This is a genomic window from Paraburkholderia sp. SIMBA_054, assembly GCF_046534875.1.
GTDB lineage: Bacteria > Pseudomonadota > Gammaproteobacteria > Burkholderiales > Burkholderiaceae > Paraburkholderia > Paraburkholderia hospita.
Genome location: NZ_JAWRXV010000010.1, coordinates 101,054 through 118,916 on the forward strand (window position 1 = coordinate 101,054; position 17,863 = coordinate 118,916).

Annotated in this window: 11 protein-coding genes; 2 read left to right on the forward strand and 9 right to left on the reverse strand. The window is 64.2% G+C overall.

Going from position 1 to position 17,863, the window contains the following annotated elements; all coding sequences use genetic code 11:
- The 3 genes from gspG to SB822_RS14630 all read right to left on the reverse strand — a co-directional run bounded on the left by gspG (window position 1) and on the right by SB822_RS14630 (window position 1,913).
- Entirely contained in the window at window positions 1-450 is a 450-nt protein-coding gene (gspG, locus tag SB822_RS14620; RefSeq protein WP_410855081.1) for a type II secretion system major pseudopilin GspG, read from the reverse strand.
- Between the two features lie 156 nt (window positions 451-606).
- Window positions 607-1,299, reverse strand: a complete 693-nt coding sequence (locus tag SB822_RS14625; protein ID WP_165904617.1) for a response regulator — start codon at window positions 1,297-1,299, stop codon at window positions 607-609.
- Window positions 1,300-1,322: 23 nt separating this feature from the next.
- Entirely contained in the window at window positions 1,323-1,913 is a 591-nt protein-coding gene (locus tag SB822_RS14630; protein WP_407671928.1) for an SCO family protein, read from the reverse strand.
- A 711-nt stretch (window positions 1,914-2,624) separates the two neighbouring features.
- Between SB822_RS14630 and SB822_RS14635 the strand changes: the two genes are divergently transcribed.
- Window positions 2,625-3,758, forward strand: coding sequence for an ATP-binding protein (locus SB822_RS14635; RefSeq protein ID WP_410855010.1), 1,134 nt, complete (start codon window positions 2,625-2,627; stop codon window positions 3,756-3,758).
- Window positions 3,759-3,800: 42 nt separating this feature from the next.
- Here the strand turns inward: SB822_RS14635 and SB822_RS14640 are convergent, their stop codons facing one another.
- Window positions 3,801-4,592, reverse strand: coding sequence for a response regulator (locus SB822_RS14640; protein WP_007736971.1), 792 nt, complete (start codon window positions 4,590-4,592; stop codon window positions 3,801-3,803).
- A gap of 555 nt (window positions 4,593-5,147) precedes the next feature.
- Between SB822_RS14640 and SB822_RS14645 the strand changes: the two genes are divergently transcribed.
- A complete protein-coding gene (locus SB822_RS14645; RefSeq protein WP_410855011.1) occupies window positions 5,148-5,786 on the forward strand; it encodes a lytic transglycosylase domain-containing protein in 639 nt (212 codons plus the stop codon).
- Window positions 5,787-5,824: 38 nt separating this feature from the next.
- Here the strand turns inward: SB822_RS14645 and SB822_RS14650 are convergent, their stop codons facing one another.
- Genes SB822_RS14650 through SB822_RS14670 form a run of 5 tightly spaced genes read right to left on the reverse strand, consistent with a single transcriptional unit; the run spans window position 5,825 to window position 17,847 of the window.
- A complete protein-coding gene (locus SB822_RS14650) occupies window positions 5,825-7,483 on the reverse strand; it encodes a c-type cytochrome (RefSeq protein ID WP_410855012.1) in 1,659 nt (552 codons plus the stop codon).
- A 5-nt stretch (window positions 7,484-7,488) separates the two neighbouring features.
- A complete protein-coding gene (locus tag SB822_RS14655; protein ID WP_410855013.1) occupies window positions 7,489-8,322 on the reverse strand; it encodes a hypothetical protein in 834 nt (277 codons plus the stop codon).
- Between the two features lie 24 nt (window positions 8,323-8,346).
- Window positions 8,347-9,156, reverse strand: a complete 810-nt coding sequence (locus tag SB822_RS14660) for an outer membrane lipoprotein-sorting protein (protein WP_410855014.1) — start codon at window positions 9,154-9,156, stop codon at window positions 8,347-8,349.
- Between the two features lie 34 nt (window positions 9,157-9,190).
- A complete protein-coding gene (locus tag SB822_RS14665; protein ID WP_410855015.1) occupies window positions 9,191-9,679 on the reverse strand; it encodes a hypothetical protein in 489 nt (162 codons plus the stop codon).
- Window positions 9,676-17,847: an Ig-like domain-containing protein gene (locus tag SB822_RS14670; RefSeq protein WP_410855016.1), complete on the reverse strand. Its 8,172-nt coding sequence runs from the start codon at window positions 17,845-17,847 to the stop codon at window positions 9,676-9,678. The genes SB822_RS14665 and SB822_RS14670 overlap by 4 nt, the downstream gene beginning before the upstream one ends.
- Between the last annotated feature and the right edge of the window lie 16 nt (window positions 17,848-17,863).

Consider the following 17,863-nt stretch of genomic DNA (forward strand, 5'->3'; position numbering starts at 1 on the left):
TCACCAGGACGTCACGTCCGAGTTCTCGCCCGAGCCGCCCGGCCGGCCGTCCTTGCCGTACGAATACAGGTCGTAGTCGGAGTGTTCGCCAGGCGCGCGATACTGATAGGGACGGTCCCACGGATCGGGCGGCACGGCCTTCTGCAGATAGGGGCCGCTCCAGTGCGGCGCGTCTTGCGGCTTTGTCATCAGCGCCTGCAGGCCTTCTTCCGTGGTCGGATACGCGCCGACATCGAGCCGGAATTGATCGAGCGCCTTGCCGAGCGATTCGATCTGCGCGCGCGCGATCTTCGTGTTCGACTTGCCGATCTGGTCGAAATAGCGGGGAGCGACGAGACCCGCCAGCAATCCGATGATGACCATGACCACCAGCAGTTCGAGCAGCGTGAAACCCCGCTCGCGCGCAGCTTGCCGTGCATGTGTATCGACGGGTCTGCCGCATGTGGACATGGACAGGATGTCGCTCACGGTGTGGTCCTCCCTGTGGAATGCCGCGCGTGTCGCGCAGGCCGGACGCCTGTGTGCATTGTTGTTCAGGCCCGCATGCGCGCGAAGTAGGGAGACTCGTGCAAACAGATGGGTAAAGACCCTCCCGTTCTTTACCGTTCAAACGAAGTAGTTCAACCCATTGCCCGTGTCCTCGGGCAGCGCGAGCACGCCGAGATCGAGCGCCGCGTGCACGAGCCCTGTCGCATTCGATACGCCGAGCTTGCGCATCAGGCTGGCGCGATGTTTCTCGATGGTTTTGGGACTCAGACGCAGCTGCTCGCCCACTTCGCGATTGGTGCAGCCCTCGGCAACGAGACGCAGCACGACGCGCTCGCGGCAGGTCAGCGCGCTCCACATCTGCGCATGCTGCCCGTTCGCAGGCTGGCCGCGCGGCTCGCCCTGTCGCGCGCCATACTCGTCGAGCGTCGCATTGCGCTGGCCGAGCATGACCAGACGCATCGCCTCGACAAGCTCGTCGAAGGCTGCGTCCTTGAGCACATAGCCATCGACACCTGCCGCCAGCGCCTCGCGCATATGCATATCGCTCGCGTGGATGGTCAGCGCGATGATCCTGATCTGCGGCGCTTGCCGCTTGATGTGCGCGATCGCTTCGACGCCGCTTCTGCCCGGCATCGACAGGTCCATCAGGATCAGGTCAGGCATCAGCGTCGCGGCGAGGCTGCACGCCTCGACGCCGTCGCCCGCCTCGCCCGCGACGCTGTAGTGCTGCAACGCGCGGACCATCGAGCACAGCCCCCCGCGCAGCAGCGGCTGGTCTTCGGCGATCAGCACCCGGTGGATCTTCTCCACGTTGACACCTCCGCGCGGCGCGTTCACGAACCGTTGCGGGCGACGATCTCGTGATAGGCGCTCAACAGTTCGTCGGGAGTCGCAAGACCATCCAGGCGCAGCCACGGCTTGCCCGGCGCGGCGCGGAAGAACGCGACGGCCGTGTGGTTCATCTTGTCGCCGCGATAGACGTTGAACGCGCGCTGCGCGGCGACGCTCGCTTCCACCGTGCCCGTGTAGTACTGCCATTCCGGGCCCGCACCGAAGCGCTCAGCGTAGGCTTTGAGGCGGGCGGGCGTGTCCTCTTCGGGATCGATCGAGATCGACACCATATGCACGTTGTCGCGCTCGCTGCCGAGTTCCTCCTGCAATTGCTCGAAGGTCTGACTGACCATTGGGCAGATCGTCGTGCATGACGTGTAGATGAATGTCAACACTACGGGACGGCCGTCGTTCAGTTCGTCGACGAGCGATACGGATTCGCCGTCGTCGCGCACCAGCGTGATGGGCGGCAACGCGTAGTCCACCGTGGTGCGTGTCGTGCCTGGCGCCATGTCGTGATGATGCGCGAGCATCTCGTGTTCGCCGGACATCGAGTGAAGCTTGTCTTTCGACTGTTCGTCGTGCGGGGGCATGGCGTCCGCGGGCGCGGCCGTGTCATGCGCGGCGGGCATCGGCATGTTGTCCATCGGCATATCAGCCGGCATCGCGGCGGCATCGTGCGCGGGCGCCTCTTCCGTCGCGACGTCTTTTTCTTCCGTGGCTTTTGCTGCTGCCTGTGCCGCTGCCGCTTCCTTCATCACACGCTGCTTCGCCGTCATGCCTTGCAGCGCGGCACTGGTCGGCGCGTTGTCTTGTGCTGCGTTGTCTTGTGCTGCCTTTGCAGCCGTCTCCGCGATCGGGTCATCGCCTTTAGCCTCGTCCATCTTCATCGAGGCGTCGTGATGTTGCGCCGCCATCGCCGCATCGGCTGCGGGCGCCTGTTCGTCCTCGGCGCTCAATGCCGGTAGCGCCGTCAGTCCCGCGCCCGTCAGAATGAGCGCACCGATTACGAGCCTGTGGGTGTTCATCGCGACCTCCTCTTCATGAAGCAACGGGCTGCGAACCAGGGCACGGCGCGCAATTCGCCCTTGCTCGACCAGTCTCGTCAATCGTCTGTGGGACGTCATTGGATGAAGCTCCCCAAAGCACAGTAGGGGATTTCCACCTGCGTAATACCCCGCGCCAGACGGTACGGGTCTTCCCCGTACGAAACGCAGCACGTGCCCCGTTGCCGCGCGCGCGGCGCGCGGCCTACAATCCCACAGCGGCTTCAGAGTTTTCGGGTCAACCAGACGGGAGCGCCCATGCATGCCACTACGTCGCCTGAACCGCCCGTCAAGCTGCGTGATCTGATCGACGCGATGCGCAAGCTGGGCAACGCCATGCGCGACACGCAGCAGACAGCGCACATCAGCGACGCGCGCGGCGCCGCGCTCGCCTTGACGACCGCCGAAGGCGCGATCGTCAGCATGAATCGCAGCGCCGCCGCGCTGCTCGGCTATGCGAGTGCCGATCTCGCCGGCAAGCGTCTCGCGGACCTCGCGCATGAAGAAGATCACGCGGCCGTCGAACAGCAGCTGCGCGACAGCGCAGACCACGTGTTCCGCACATTCGACGTCACGCTCACGGGCCGAACCGGCCATCGAATGCCATTGCATGTGTACCAGCAGACTTTTGCACCGAGCCAAGGCGGCGCGCTACTCCGGCTGATGTTGCTCGCCGAGCCGCTCGCGTCGCTGGGAAGCGAGAAGTCCCAAAGCGCTCAGCCACCTGCCGACGACGCGCGCAAACCGGCAACCTGGCTCATGATGGGCCAGCAGCGCGAACGCGAGCGTCTTGCCGCCGAGCTTCACGACGGCATGGGTCAGGCGCTGACGTTGATCAAGCTGATGGTGGAAGACGCGCGCATGCGTTTGCGGCGCGGCCAGGCCGACGACGCTGCACAACTGCTCGATGCAACCGTCCTGCAGATACGCGACACGATCGGCGAAATGCGGCAGATATGCGGAGAGCTGAGGCCACTCGCGCTGGAGCGCCTCGGCCTGCCCGCCGCGTTGAGCGCGCTCTGCCGGCGCGTCGGGCAAAGCATCGAAACGCTGCGAGTGATGTTTTCATGCGGCATCGAAGACGGCGAAATCCCCGACCATCTAAAGGCGGATATCTTTCGCGTGGTGCAGGAAGCACTCAATAACATCGTCAAGCATGCTGCTGCTTCGGAGATTCGCGTCGACTTGCAGCGCAATGCATCGCATCTGCTGCTGACCATACGCGACAATGGAACTGGCTACGAGGCACGCCCACTTCGCACGGACGACGCCCGCTCGAACGGCCTGGGTCTGACGGGCATGCAGCATCGCGTCGAAACACAAGGCGGCACGTTCGCCGTGAGTGCAATTCTGGGCGACGGCACCGAAGTCTCGGCATGCTGGCCTCTGTAGCGCCTCGCGTGACATGCCGCGCGGCGCGCACGCATGCTCCGGCTAGCCCGCCGCCGTGCCGCTCATGTGCGGCAACGCGCCGTTCTCCGCTTCGCCCGCCGCGCCGTCAACCTGCGCGCCTGCAACGGGCAAGCGATACAGCCCGTCGTCCGTCTCCGGCTCCGCGCATTTCGACGCGAGTGAAGTCAGCAGGCCCATGCTGATCGCCGCAAGCACGAGTTCCGTCACGTTCTCGATCGCAAGCTTATGCATCACGCTCGCGCGATACTTCTCGATCGTCTTCGGACTCAGGTTCAGATACTGGCCCACCTGCCGGTTGGTCCGCCCTTCCGCAATCAGCTTCAACACGCTGCGTTCGCGGGCCGTCAACAGGTCCCATGCTTTCTTCGGCGCCGCGATCTCGCGCCCCGTCACGAACGAATCGACCATGAAGCCATAGACGTCCGCGCTCAAATGCTTCTTGCCCTGCATGACAGTGCGCATCGCGAAAAGCAGTTCGTCGAACGACACATCCTTCAGCACGTAACCGTCGACACCCGCGCGCAACGCCTCGCGCACATATTCCTCGCTCTGATGCACGGTCAACGCGATGATGTGCACGAGCGGCGAGCGACGCTTGATCGCCGCCGTCGCGTCGATGCCGTTCATGCCGCGCATCGACAGATCCATCAGGATCAGGTCGGGTGCCAGCGACATGGCGAGCTGACACGCCTCCTTCCCGTCACGCGCCTCGCCCACTACTTCGTATTCGCTTTGCGCCGACAGCATCGAACGCAACCCGTTGCGCAGCAGGTCGTGGTCCTCTGCGATGATCACGCGATGTTTGATGTTCACGGTCGGCTCCTCGTGTCGTAAGTGTGCGTGCCATAACATGGCGAGCACAAAATTCTTCTTCTTTCGATTGTTACTTTCTTGAACATTACGTATATATTTCGTTATGCTAACGCATGGCGGCAAAACCCTGCCAGGCCTGCGCCCGGCTCAGAACGAGCAAGGAGCTTGCCATCCTCGCAAAACCTGTAGGCGTGCCCGACCATTTGAAAACTGTCAAAGATCGGTAATTTTTGCACGCAAAAATGTTTCATTCCTGATCGGTTTCTTTCCGTTTCACGCGCCCGTAATATTTCGGAAAAAGTTCCGTTCAGCAGTGAGATGCCAGTTATGCGGCAGTTTTCACCCACACGGCATGCTCCGCTTTGCGTTTCCTTCTTTGCGCGTGCCTGCGCGCCAAAACACCCGACGAATTCGCCCTTGCCGCAGCCGCCTCACCTGTAACGTTTCTGTACAGTGGGTGAAAGCCCTCCGCATTCGCCTCAGAAAAAGGGGAGATCGCCCCATTGCCGCGTTCTGGACCGCGCACCACAATCAAAGCACGAGCGGAGATCCATCATGCGCGTGCACGCAGCGACCCGACGGGCACCTACAGCCTCCGCGCCATCCGTTCTGTCCGCCATCGTGCTCGGTCTGGTTCTGGCCCGGTCCGCACACGCCGATATTTTCGGCAAGGTCGACAGCACGGGCGTAATCGTGCTGACCGATATGCCGGGCAAGACGGGCATGTCGGTGATCGTCGCGTCGCCGCCGTCACCTGGCCGCGCGAAACAACCCGTGCAATCGACGCATGCCGATGCCTCGCAATTCGAACCCATGATCGTCGAGGCCAGCGAAACCTTCCATCTACAGCCCGAACTCTTGCGCGCGGTTATCGACGTCGAATCACGCTACAACCCAAACGCCGTCTCCGACAAAGGGGCACTAGGCCTCATGCAACTCATGCCGGACACGGCTCGCCGCTTCTCCGATGGCGACATGTTCAATCCGCGCGACAACGTGCTTGCGGGCGCCCGCTATCTGCGCTTTTTGCTCGATCTCTTCAAGGACGATATGGAACTGGCGCTCGCCGCGTACAACGCCGGCGAGAATGCGGTGATACGCGCGGGCTACAGGATTCCGTCGTTCCCCGAAACGCGTTCGTATGTGCCGCGCGTGCTCGATAAATACCGGCGCTTGCTGCCTGCGAGCAGTTGAGTTGATCACTTCGAATAGCGCGCATTCAGCGCCTCGCGCTACGGCACGATCCAGTCGCTGTCCGCGACCACGCGCAGTCTGTCCGGCTCTGCGAATCGCACGATGTACCCGCCCTTCGATGCATAACGCTGACCCGGTGCGAGCGTGAGGCGCGGATAGTAGCCGGTGAGAATGCGATGTTCGAGCATGTCGTCGATACGTTCGACGAGGTAGTCGCGCACGAACGCATCGACCATATGGCTCAACGTTTCGGCCAGCAGCCCGCACGCCAGATAGGTATCGGCCTGCACACGCTCGTCGACGACGGGAATATGGCGTATTGCGAACCATCCAAACGCATAGTCGACGCGCACGCGCCGACCTTGCGGCAGATCGACGGGATACGCGAGCCGTGCGTTGTCGCGCCAGTGCGCAGGCAGGGGTACGCGGTCGAGCCCGCCCATCAGCCCGGACACATACACGGCCACCGAGGCAGCCGGCGCGTCGCCGAGCGCGGCGATGTCGGGCGGCCTGAGCCATAGCACCAGCACATCCGCGTGCGACGCGCCTCGCAGCGCCGCCGCGACGCGCGCGTTCGCGGGCATCGCGTGATTCTCGACGGCGATGCCCTGCTTCTTCAAGTTTGCGGCAAGCGCCTGCGCCGCGGCCTCGCCGCTATCGCCCGCGCGATAAACCTGCAGCACTGTTTTGACCGGTCGAGCCGAAGCAGAACTGGCGGGCTCGCGAATTCGTTTCGCAATCAGTTCCGCTTCGAGCAGCACGCCACGCGAGAAATACATCGAATAAAAGTCGTGTTCGCTTTCGACAGGCACCTCGACGTTCGGAAACAGACACGGCACCTGTTCGCGCTCGCAGAAATCGTGGACAGGCGCCCAGTTCCCGCCGCCGAGTCCCGACAGCACGGCGAACACCGGCTGCTTCGCAAGATACTGCCGCAACTGCGCCTGCCACGTCTCCGGCGGCCCGTGGAGTTCCCATACATGCAGTTCCCAGCGCCTGTTGACCATGAACATCATCTTGCGCGACGAGCGCAACGCGGGCGTCGCGCCCAACGGCGCAGCGTTCTTGTCGGCAAAGTAATGTTCGAGCACATCGAGCATGCCGCGCCGCTTCACGGGGTCGGCGTCGGGCGTGATGATCGTTGCGAAGTGCAGCACGGTGTCGGTGACGCCGAGCGCCCTGCGCCTGTCGAGCGTCTTCAGATAGCCGATGAGCGCATGCATGTCCGCGTCGCTCAGATCGAATTGCGGCATCAGATAGCCGAGCGGCTTGCCTTCGGAATCGATGCCTTCGCGGATCGCGCGCGCGAGCGTCGCTTCCGTGTACGGTTCGCGACTGGTGCGCATGCCGTCGATGAACGGCACCGTCAATTCATCCGGGTTTTTCGCGGGCGGATGAAACAGATACTGCGCGGCAATGGGCGGAATGACCGTGTTGCCCTCCTTCGCGCCAAGCCCGCTGCGTCGATGGCAATTCATGCAGGCGGCCGTTGCGCCTCGCATCGCGAGTTGCCCCTGATGCGTCGCTTCGACGGGGCGGCCGTCGCCGGCGATGCCGTCGCGAAAGATCGCTGCGCCGGCGTCGACGGGCGGCGCTCCGAGCGCGTGATGCGCGGACACCAGCAACACGGCGGCCAACGCACTCGCAAAGAGCAGCCGCCGTGGAAACACAGTGGCCATTGCGACGAGGCCGGGCATGATCGTTACTGCGCCGGGCCAAATGCGGAACGCGGCGCCTGCATACCACCCGCGCCGACGGCCACCGATGCGCGCCGCCCCGGCACCATCGGCCTGACGAACATCGCGTCGTCGAGCGGCGGATTCAGCGACACCCGCTCGAGCACGAGCCGGTCCTTCTTCGCCGCGCCCGCCACGCCGCTTTCGATCGCGAACGGTACCTGCACGCCCTCGATCTCGCGATAGTCGCGATACGTCACCTCGATCTTCACAGGCGCGCCCGACAGACCCGGCGCTTCGCGATCGTACCTGACGTCGAGAAACGACGCGGCGTCGACCCATACATGACGATGCGCGCCCGACGGCAGCGTGACGGCAAGCCGGTAAGCGTCCTTTCCTTCGATGGCATCCATGCCGTCGAGCGATACGGCAATGCCCTTCGCCGCGTGGTCGAGCAGCGGGCCGTCGATTACCTGTTCATCGCGTGCATAACGGACTTCTGTGGGCGTGTAGGGCTGCACATCGGGCGCGCCGCCCGACGACGGCCGTATCTTCCACCCTTCCTTGCCGTCGAACACGCGCACGATCCGCTGGTTCATCGCCGTGATCTCGAAGCGCGTGCTGTTGGGCCGCTGCAGCGCCAGCACGAACGGCGCATTCGGCGTCGGCGCGTTCGCGCTTTCGACATGCCCCATCCAGATCATCGTGCGGACCTTGCGCCACGCGTCCACGCCGCCGCGCGCGGCCTCGTTCTTCGCGATGATCTCGTCGACCGTAAGCGGCTGCCCGGCGGCGGGCATCTGCGCCCATGCGAGCGCGGACACACAGCCCGCCAGCAACCATGAGGCGATGCGTTTCATGATCGTGACCTCATCGACGTGGCGTCATTTCGCGGCGACCCTGGCGGGCGCGGATTGCGGTTGCGCGGGCAATTGCGGCTTCGCGAAGAGCGCGTCGTCGGCGGGCTGGTTCACCGTGACATGCTGGATCGTCATCTGATGCTTCTGCTTCACGCCCGTCACCTGCGTCTCGAGCAGATGCGGCACCATCAATCCGCCCTCGCGCCGGTAATCGCGGTAGTAGACGGAAACGACATGCATGCGTCCATCGAGCTTGCGCGGATCGCCTTCGACCTTGACTTCGAGAAAGCTCGACGCGTCGATCCACACATGCCGTTGCGCGTGATCTTTCGTGGTCAGCAGGAGTTTGTAGGCGCGGTGCCCGTCGATCGTCTCCATACCCTGCAACGCGACCTGACTGCCCTTGGCAGCATAGTCGACCAGCGGCCCGTCGAGATCGGCCGTTTCCGCCGCCGATTTCGCTTCGGCAGGCGTATAGGGTTCTGCGACATTGCGGCCGAGGAATGGACGCACCTTCCACCCCTGGCTGCCGTCGTAGACCTGGAAGGCAATCTGGTTGTCGAAGTTCAGTTCGAAGCGGCTCTTGTGCGGCCGCTTCATCGTCATCACATACGGCAGCTTGACGGGCTTCGTGCCGCCCACGTCGATCTGTCCGCTCAACGTCATCGTGTTGACGGCACGCCATGCCTGCAGGCCGCCGCGCGCGGCCACGTTGCGCTCGACAACCTGCGCCGCGCTCATCCCGCCGCCGCCCGCTGCCAGCGGGGCATGCGTAGCGAAACTCGCGGCCACTACGCCCGTCATCGAAACAATCATCCGAAAGCCCCGGTTCATGTCGATCTCCTCAATGTCGTGCCGCGCATACGCGTTATTGAACGACCAGCCCATCGATATGGAACGAGCCGATCAGTACGTTGACGCGGTCCCCCGCCTTCACCAGATTGCCCTTGTTGGAAAACACCATCCAGTATTGCTGGCCGACCTCGAGCGCGCCCGTCTGCCGCAACTGGCCGATGTTGTCCATCACGGGCACTTCGAGCAGCACATGATTGGCCTCGCCATACAGATAAGGCGTCGTGCTCTTGTCGCCGAGCAGCTTGGCAAGCGCCGGGTCCGTCACGCGGTAACTGAAGCGCAGAAGATTGCCCGACGCAGTGCGACGGACGCTCAGATTGTCGACGCCCCGCACTGACTGATAAAAGGTGCGCGCGTGCGCGGGCAGCTTCATTGGCTCATAGCGCGACGCGTGCGGCGCACCGCCATGCGTTGCCACCTGCTGTGCCTGCTGCGCCGCTGCCGGCATCGCCGGCAATGCGGCACAGCAGACCCACGTCGTCGCTGTGACTACGCGCCTCATTGCACCGCTCCCGTCGAAGGTGCATTTGCCTGCGGACCTGCCGGTCCCGTTGCCCCATTGCCCAGCACCTGATTGAGCATATCGAGCAGCGCGCCCGGCGCGAAAGGCAGGTTGCCGCCTGCGAACAGCCCCGTGCGTGGCAACTCCACCGCGCCGATGTCGTAGCTGCCGCTCTGCGGACGCTGCGTGCCGAAGAAGTCGTGATTCGGTGCACCCGCATTCGTGCCCGCATTGACGGCAGGCGAACCTGTCTTGATCGAGTAGTTGCCGAGCGGCACGCCATAGTTCGTGCTGCCCGAACTCACCGTCATGTTGAACAGCGACAGCGGCCCGTACGACATGTTGATCCACTGGTTGCCTTCATCCGGCGTCGCCGACGGCAGCAGACCGAACAGCGGATTGGGCAGCACGGTATCCGCAATCCCGGGCGGCACCGCGAAGCCGTTGCCGCCGCCTTCGGGCGGCACGCGCGCGCCGTTGCAGTACTGGCTCACCACGTTCGGATTCGCCGAGCTGTTGTGCGCGTTCGGATAGTCACCTGCATCCGTGATGATCGAGTACTGCGGAGCGAGCCTCATGCCCGACGAGTGATCCGAAGGCTTCGTATCGCCATAGGCGCCGAGATCCCAGTACACGGCATTCGGATCGCAGTAGCCCGTCTGATGACCCGCCTGGTTCAACGTCGGGTTCAGCGCGACGGTATTCTGCAATCCCGGGATGTTCGGGTTCAGCCCGCCCACAGTGATATAGAACGTGCGGTTCTGCCAGAACACGTCGTTTTTCACCACAGGGAACGAGTAGTGGCTGCAGTCCTCGCCTGCAGGACAGCCCGCGCCGCCCGCCGTGAACGCCGTCAGGAAGTTCTGCGTATGCTTCGCGGTTTCGAGGCCGGAAGGCTGCATCGTCGACGTCGTGATCGGGCTGCACGTCGTTTGCGAGCCGACCGTCGTGCAGTTCGGCGGACCGACATTGGCCTGCGCAGCGAGCGCCGTGTTGAACAGCACGCCCGCCGATGCCGTGGAGTCGTTCGAGATCACCGTGTTGTTGATGAAGTTCACGCGCACGGCATCCTGCACCGACACGCCGCCGCCCGACCAGCCCGCCACGTTGTTCGCGATGATGTTGTTGACCACGCTCACCTCGTACCAGCGGTTGCGATTGCGCGGGCTGCGCTGCACGTCCGTGCCATTGATGTTCTGCAGACGCAGGCCGCCGCCCTTGCCGCTTTCGGCCGTATTGCCGACGATCAGGTTGCCGTCGATCACGAGACCCGGCCCGACACCATCGGAGAGCTGCGGCGCGCAGTCGATATCGGTCGGCGAGTTCTCGCAGAACGTGCCGTCGGGCGGCACGCCCTGGGCGATCAGCCCGCCGCCGTAGGTTGGCAGCGTCGGGTTGTTGCTCTGGTTGAACAGGATCCAGTTGTGCGACAGGTCGCCGTTGTAGCTGAAGCCGAAATGCGCGACACCGCCGCCATCCCCGCTACTCATGTTGCCGCAGACCCAGTTGTAGTTGAAGTGATAGTTGTCCGCTCCCGAGCAGAAGGTCACACCCGCTGCCGATGAAGGCGTCGTCGAGTTGATCTCGTCGCCGTACGACGCATTCGACGTCACCGAGTTGTGGTGCACGTTGACATGCGTGTTGTACGCGAACGGCTCCTGCGTGAAGCCATCGTTGGCGATCGTGCCGTCGGGCACTTCGACCTGGCCGATCGTGATCCCGCCTGTCAGCGTGCCCGCATTGCTGAACACGCGGTTGTTCGACACCTCCGTGTAGTGGTTCCAGCCGTGCAGGAAGATGCCGCCACCGCCCTGCGAGCTGTTCGTGAACGTGATGCCGTCGACACGCGACGGGTTGCACAGGAAGTTGCTCGAATAGGTGTTGCAGTCCGCGTTGCTGGCCGTCAGCGGCGTACAGATACCGTTGGCCGTGCAGTTCGGATCGGGCTGCAGCACGCCACCGACCCGCACGTCGCGCACACCCTTGGCGAGCACCGTGATGCCCGCGCCTTCGTACGCGCCCATCAGCGTCGGCTCCATCAGCAGCTCGCCGAGATTGCCGTTGAGGTTGCTGTCCCAGCCGAACGTCGGCTCGAGCGGAATCGCGTCCACCTTGCGTTGCATCGCGGCAGAACACGCATACGTTCCCGACGGGTCGTACGCATTGCCCGACGAAATCGCACCGCCGTTGAGCGCCAGGCCGAACAGACAATCGATCTGCCTGCGCCACGGGTCGACCTTGCCCGACGGATGCGTGTTGGCGTTCACGACGACAGCGGGCGCACCCACCCCCTGCAGGCGCACGGGCTTCCACATCAGCAACATCTCGTTGTACGTGCCCGGACCGACGATGATCAGATCGCCCGGCGTCGCCTTGTCGATGGCCGTCTGGATCGCGTTGCTCGTCCCGTTCTCGCCGCCGACATAGGCGGGCGCCTTGCCGCCGATCGTCACCGTCACGGTATCGATCGACTTCTTGCCGTTGCCCGACGTGATGACCAGTTCGCCGCAGCGCGTCTGCGTATTGACGCCGCGCTGCTGGATCGTGCAGCTCGACTGGTTCGCTGAGAGCGTCGGCACCGTGACGTTGATCTGTGTATCCGACCACGCGTTCACGTGCGCATTCACACCGCCGACCGTCACCGTCCCTGTGCCCTGCGACGCGCCGAAGCCATAGTGCCGGGAGACGAACTTCTGGTTATAGGGCGCCGTGGTCGCAGCGGGACCGCCGTAGGCATGATTCGGCACTTGCTGGTCGCCCAGCGCCTTGATGGTCAGCGTATGGCCGGCCTGGCTCACCCACGGACCCGCGCCGCCGTTGCTCGTGTCGCCCGTCACTGACGAGATCGCGGGCGTCGCGTCCGGATACGCGCAATCGGGTGGGTTGTAGCCGTCCGCGAACGCGGACACGGGCACCACTGGCGTATCCATGTACTGCGTCTGCCCCGGCATGAACGGAATCTCATAACAGAACTGGCTGTACGCGGGGTTGAACAGCGGATCGCGGATCGTCTGCCCCGGATGCGCGGGGTCCGGCATGTCGGGATCGTTCATGCAGGCGACCATCATCGTCGGCGCGTAGCCCGTCGGGTTCGGCGGGTTCACTTCCCACGTCGAATAATTCATCCCGTTGAAGATGCCCCACTGGTCCGAATAGATGCGGCTCACTTCGTTGCCTGCGAAATCCTTCATCGAAACAGGCACGTTCGGCACCGCGAACTTCTCGCCGAACTGCGGAGAGTACGGATCGAACTCCGACGAGAAGTCATCGAGCATGAAGCCGGTGAAGTGCGCGGCCACGTGCGTCGAACTGAACACCCAGAACTTCGCGAGCGCCGACATCTGGTTGGTCAGCACGACTTCCTTGCGGTCGCACAGGTGCCGCGAAGCGCCCGCGAACGGCGCGACTTCCTGCGAGCCCGGGAACAGGCTGATGTAGTCCGGCACCACACGCAGCGCGCCGACGCACGGCCAGAACGTCTCGACGCTGCCCGTGTCGCCTTCGTGACGCGGTTGCGAGCCGAGGTCGGTGGTCGGGTTCTGCGCGTTGTTGCGGTTGTACGTCGCGTTCACAGCCGCCTGGTCGGGCAGGATGAAGATGTTGCCCAGTCCGCCGAACTGCTGCGTGACAGGCGCGATGTAGTTGTCGCCGATCAGGATGTTCTTGTCTTCTTCCTTCACGAGTTCATAGCCCGCCGGCACGATGATTTCGACCACATACTTGCCCGCAGGCAGCATGTACGAGCCGTCGGCGAGCTTGCTGCAGATCGTGCAGTTCGAACCCTTCGGCGTGCCCTTCTGCGGATCGCGGTCCGTCACGCTCGGGAACTGGTACATCCCGTCGTACGGCGCGGGCTGCAGCTGGTTGAACGCGTGCATGCCGTCATAGCACTTGAACTGCGAGTGCATGGGCAGCGTTCGCTTTTGCGGGTCGAGCCATTGCGAGCTGTCCTTCAGTGTAAAGAAGAACGGATCGGTGGTTTCCTGGCCCGGGCAGTTCATGTTGGGCACGCCGTCCGAACGGAAACCCTGTGCCCAGTCGTCCCAGCTGCTGGTCTTCGTCGTATCGACGAGCGTGAGACTCTGCGTGCCGTCGGCGGCCGTGCCTTCGGCGTACAGGTTGACCGTCACGTTCGGCACGTCGGGCGTCCAGCTCGTATGGAGCAGCAGAGCGGGATCGTCGAACGGACGCGTCGATGCGTAAATCACTTCGCCATGAATGCCGCCGTTCTCGTTCGCCCCATACGGCGCCTTGCCGAATTCGATGAACGAGTTCTGGCCTGAGAAGCCTTGCCAGCCCATCGTCGTGACCCACGGCGGATCGATGCGGCCTGTCGACGGATTCGTGCCCGTGCGGTCGCTGCAGTCCGCGTCGTTGCAGTAGATCGCGCCCGGCACGCGCAACGCGCCCGGCAGATGCGCCGTCGACGATTCCTGCGTGTTCGCGTAGTTCGCCGCGATCGACGAGCCCCCACCACCGGGCGTGCCGTCAGGTGGGCCACCCGCGTCGTAGACGACATGCACGCCCGTCTGTTTGTAGCGCGTCGTGTCGGCCTCCGCGATGTACCAGTTGAAGAGCGGGAACACCTCGTTGAACGACGCATAGCCGTTCAGGTCCGTGTTGTTGAAGTTCGAATAGCTGCCGTCGCGGAAGCGGATATTGGTGGGCACGAGCGCGAGGCCCGGCTCGCTGTCCTGCGAGACGCCATCGCCGTTCGTATCGATGAAGCTGCGCGTGTAGAGGTTCGTGTGCCATTGCAGCACGGCCAGATCGCCGACGTTCTGCGTCTGTCCGCCTTTGAGTTGCACCGCCGTCGCGAGACCGTCGACGATCTGGTCGTTCCACTGGTCGAACACCGTGATGCGGAACAGACCATCCGGCAGGCCGTTGATGCTGAACGTGCCGTCCGCGTTGCACTTCGTGAATGCGACGTCTTCGAGATCGGGATCGCCGACGCTCACATAGCATTGCGTGAAGCTCAGCGAATCGCGCGAGCCGCTGCTGTAGAGGTTCTCGTTAGGCGGACGGCTATAGTGCAGATTCGTGACTTTGCCCGTGATCCCGTTGTTGCACGCAACGCCCTTGCATATGCCCGGCAGCCGCGCATTGATGATCTTCGGATTCGCGAAGCCGATCGTCACGTGGAAGCCCGCGGGTCCGAACTCCTGGAAGTACGAAGGCCCGCCCACCTTGATGAACGCGTCATGCGCTTTCTGGCCGTCCAGCGTATTGGTTTGCAGCCACTCCTCGCCTTTCGCGATGCGGTCCGCCGCAGGCGTTGCGACGACGCCATAACGTCCCGGCATCAGGTTCGCGATGATCGCCTGGCCGACCAGCGGCGACAGCGTCTTGCCGTCCGACTCGAACCTCGGGCAGGTCGGAATCATGCCGACCAGTCCGTCGTTTGCCGCTTTCGTGATCGGGCAGGCGTCGAGGCCGGTGTTCGGATCGATCGTGCCTTGGAGTGAATTCGACAGCGGCATGTTGAACATGTCGTAGGTCATCTGGCCGGTGGCATCGCCCGTGCCGCCAGCGTCGTCGAAGAGCTTGATTTCGAAGCCGCCCAGACCCGGCTCGCGCGCGGTGCCGAATCCGTCCGAGCCGCCGCTCACATCGATTTCGCCATTGACGGGTGCATCGTCTTCGAACACGAACACCGAAATCTTCGCGGTCTGCAGCGGGGTCTGCTGAAGCAGCACGTTGACGGCGTGTTGCGCGGGCGCGATCGGCGCGCCGCCCATTGCGTGGCCGCAGGCGCCCGTGCCGGGCGCGAAGTCCGCACCGCCCGGACCCGACGGACAATCCTTCGCAATATCGAACTGCCGTTGCGGACCGTCCGGATTGTTCGGATTGACCGGCTGCGGCGCGCCCGCGCCGTTCGTGAAGGTGTTGCCCGCATCGCCAGGAAGAATCGACAGGTAGTAGTGCTTCGTCGGATCGAGCGCGACCTGCGATGGATCGACGGCCGCTTGCTGGGCTGCATCCGTGCGGCACACGCCGTTGCCGATGTCGCAAACGGCGGGCACGTGCGTATTCGTGCCCGGGTCGAACACGGTCTGCCCCGATTCGCACGACACCGTGCCGACGCATCCCGCCGCGACGACAGGCATGTAGCTCGTGTGGAAGCTCGTGCCGAGGCTCGGCACGGGCAGCGGCGGACACGTCGCGGGCCGCGTCGACGAGTTCACCTGGCACGCGGGATCGATCTGGAATGTACGGTCTTCTTCGATGATCCAGCGGTAGTCGTTGATCGCCGTGCCCGCCTTCGCGTCCTTCACCGCGACGGCGAGACCGCTGCCGCCCTTGAAGGTCACCGTGACAGTCGCGGCCCCGCTCGTCGTGTTTTGCGAGTTTGCGGCCTTGTACTTGAACGTCACCGTCGACGTCGCGTTGCCGACGGGTGCCGCGACCGGCACAGCGTTGAACGAGCCGTCCGCGTTGAGCGTCACCGTGCCGCCCGACGCACTGCCGACGATCGAAGCCGTCAACGGCAGCCCAGCCGGATCGCGGTCGTTGCCGAGCACGCCCGGCGCACCGATGTGCAACTGCGACGCGATGTTGCTGCTGAACGCGTCATCCGACGCGACGGGCGCCCCCGACAGGCAGTTCGAGCCCGCCGAGCATGCGGCAAGCGTCACCGTCGCGGTCAGCGCGGCGCTGCCGTTTGCCTGATAGGTGAAGCTATCCGATGTGGTGCCCGCATTCGGTACATACGTGAAGGTGCCGTTGGGATTCAGCGTGAGCGTGCCGCCCGTCGGCTGCGTCTTGATCTGCACGCCGTAGACACCCACGTCGTTTGCGATCAGCCCTTTGCCCGGGTCCGAGACCGTCAGCGCATTGCCCGCGACGAGGAAATACGAATCCGGGTTAGCCTTCGCGTTCGCGTTGCCCGCCGCGGAGGTCGGCAACGCACCGCCGTTCACGCTGATGTAGCCCTGCATGCCGCCGTCGCGCTGGTTGTTGGTCGACAGGCTCAACTGACGGTCGAACACGGGCAACGCGAGCGCGCCCGTAGCGACCGAGTTCATCAGCACGTCGTAGGTTTTGCCGGCGGCCAGAAACACGGCGCTCTGCACGCGCGGATTGCCGGGCAGCACGTTGCCGTCCTCCGCAATCAGCGAGAAGCCGGACACGGGCGGCAGGCCCGTTTGCGCGCCGACAACGGATGGCACATGCATGCGCAAACCGGCGTTCACGAAGCGCAGCAGAATCTGACCCGTCGAATTAGCCGTTGCAGCCGGGGCCGTGACAGGGAACGCGGAGCCATTTGCATTCGACCGGTCGAACGCGACACCGTTGATCAGGTAGTAGCGCGGGTCGTAGTTCACTGCGGGTGGATAGCAGGTTCCGTAGGTCGCCGACGCGGGATCGCCACAGCCGCCCGAGAGACCAGACCACACGCGCGCTTCGCTGAAGCCCGGCGTGGCAACGGCCGTAGCGACGGCCTGGTTCTGCACAGGGTCGATTTCGCTGAGCAGCAGCGGCAGATCCGCATCGTATCGGATGCCCGGGTAAGCCTGCCCTTGCGTCGAACCGGGCGCGGGAGGCGTTGTAACGACGAGCACGCCGTACAGACCCATCGGCCCCTGGATCGACGGGTGCGTGCCCGATTCGATCAGATAGGTGCCGGGGCGCAGATTGTTCCAGGTCAGCGTGCTCGAACTGCCCGTCGTCACTTCGCTCGAGAACGACTGCACGCGCGGTCCTTGCGTCGGCGGCGTGAAGCTCGCGCCGCTGCCCGTGCCGGCGATCGGCCAGGTCGTTGCCGTCTGCGTCGCGTGAACGGGACTTGGGGACGTGGTCGCCGTATTGCCGAGGCCGCCGCCGAGCTGCCCGACGATCACGAGCGACGTCGGCAACTGCGCGGGCAGGCTATTCGTGAGATTGATCGTCAGCGAGCCCGGTGGCGTCGTGATCACGACGGGCGACCAGTTCGAGCCCGCGCCGGAATTGGACGCCGCACAGGTGGCGGGCGCGACGGCCGCGGCCGAGCAGTTGTAGCCCCACATCGGCACGACCTGTCCATCGGGAAGTGCAATCGTCTGGGCCTTGGCGGTCAGCGTCACGCTCTGCGCGCAGACCGTCGCGCTCGCCGTCATCAGCACCGACGCCACGACACCCGCCTTCACGAGGCCGGCAAGCGTCCTTTTGAAATCGCAGGATCTCATCGCGATTCTCCCCGTC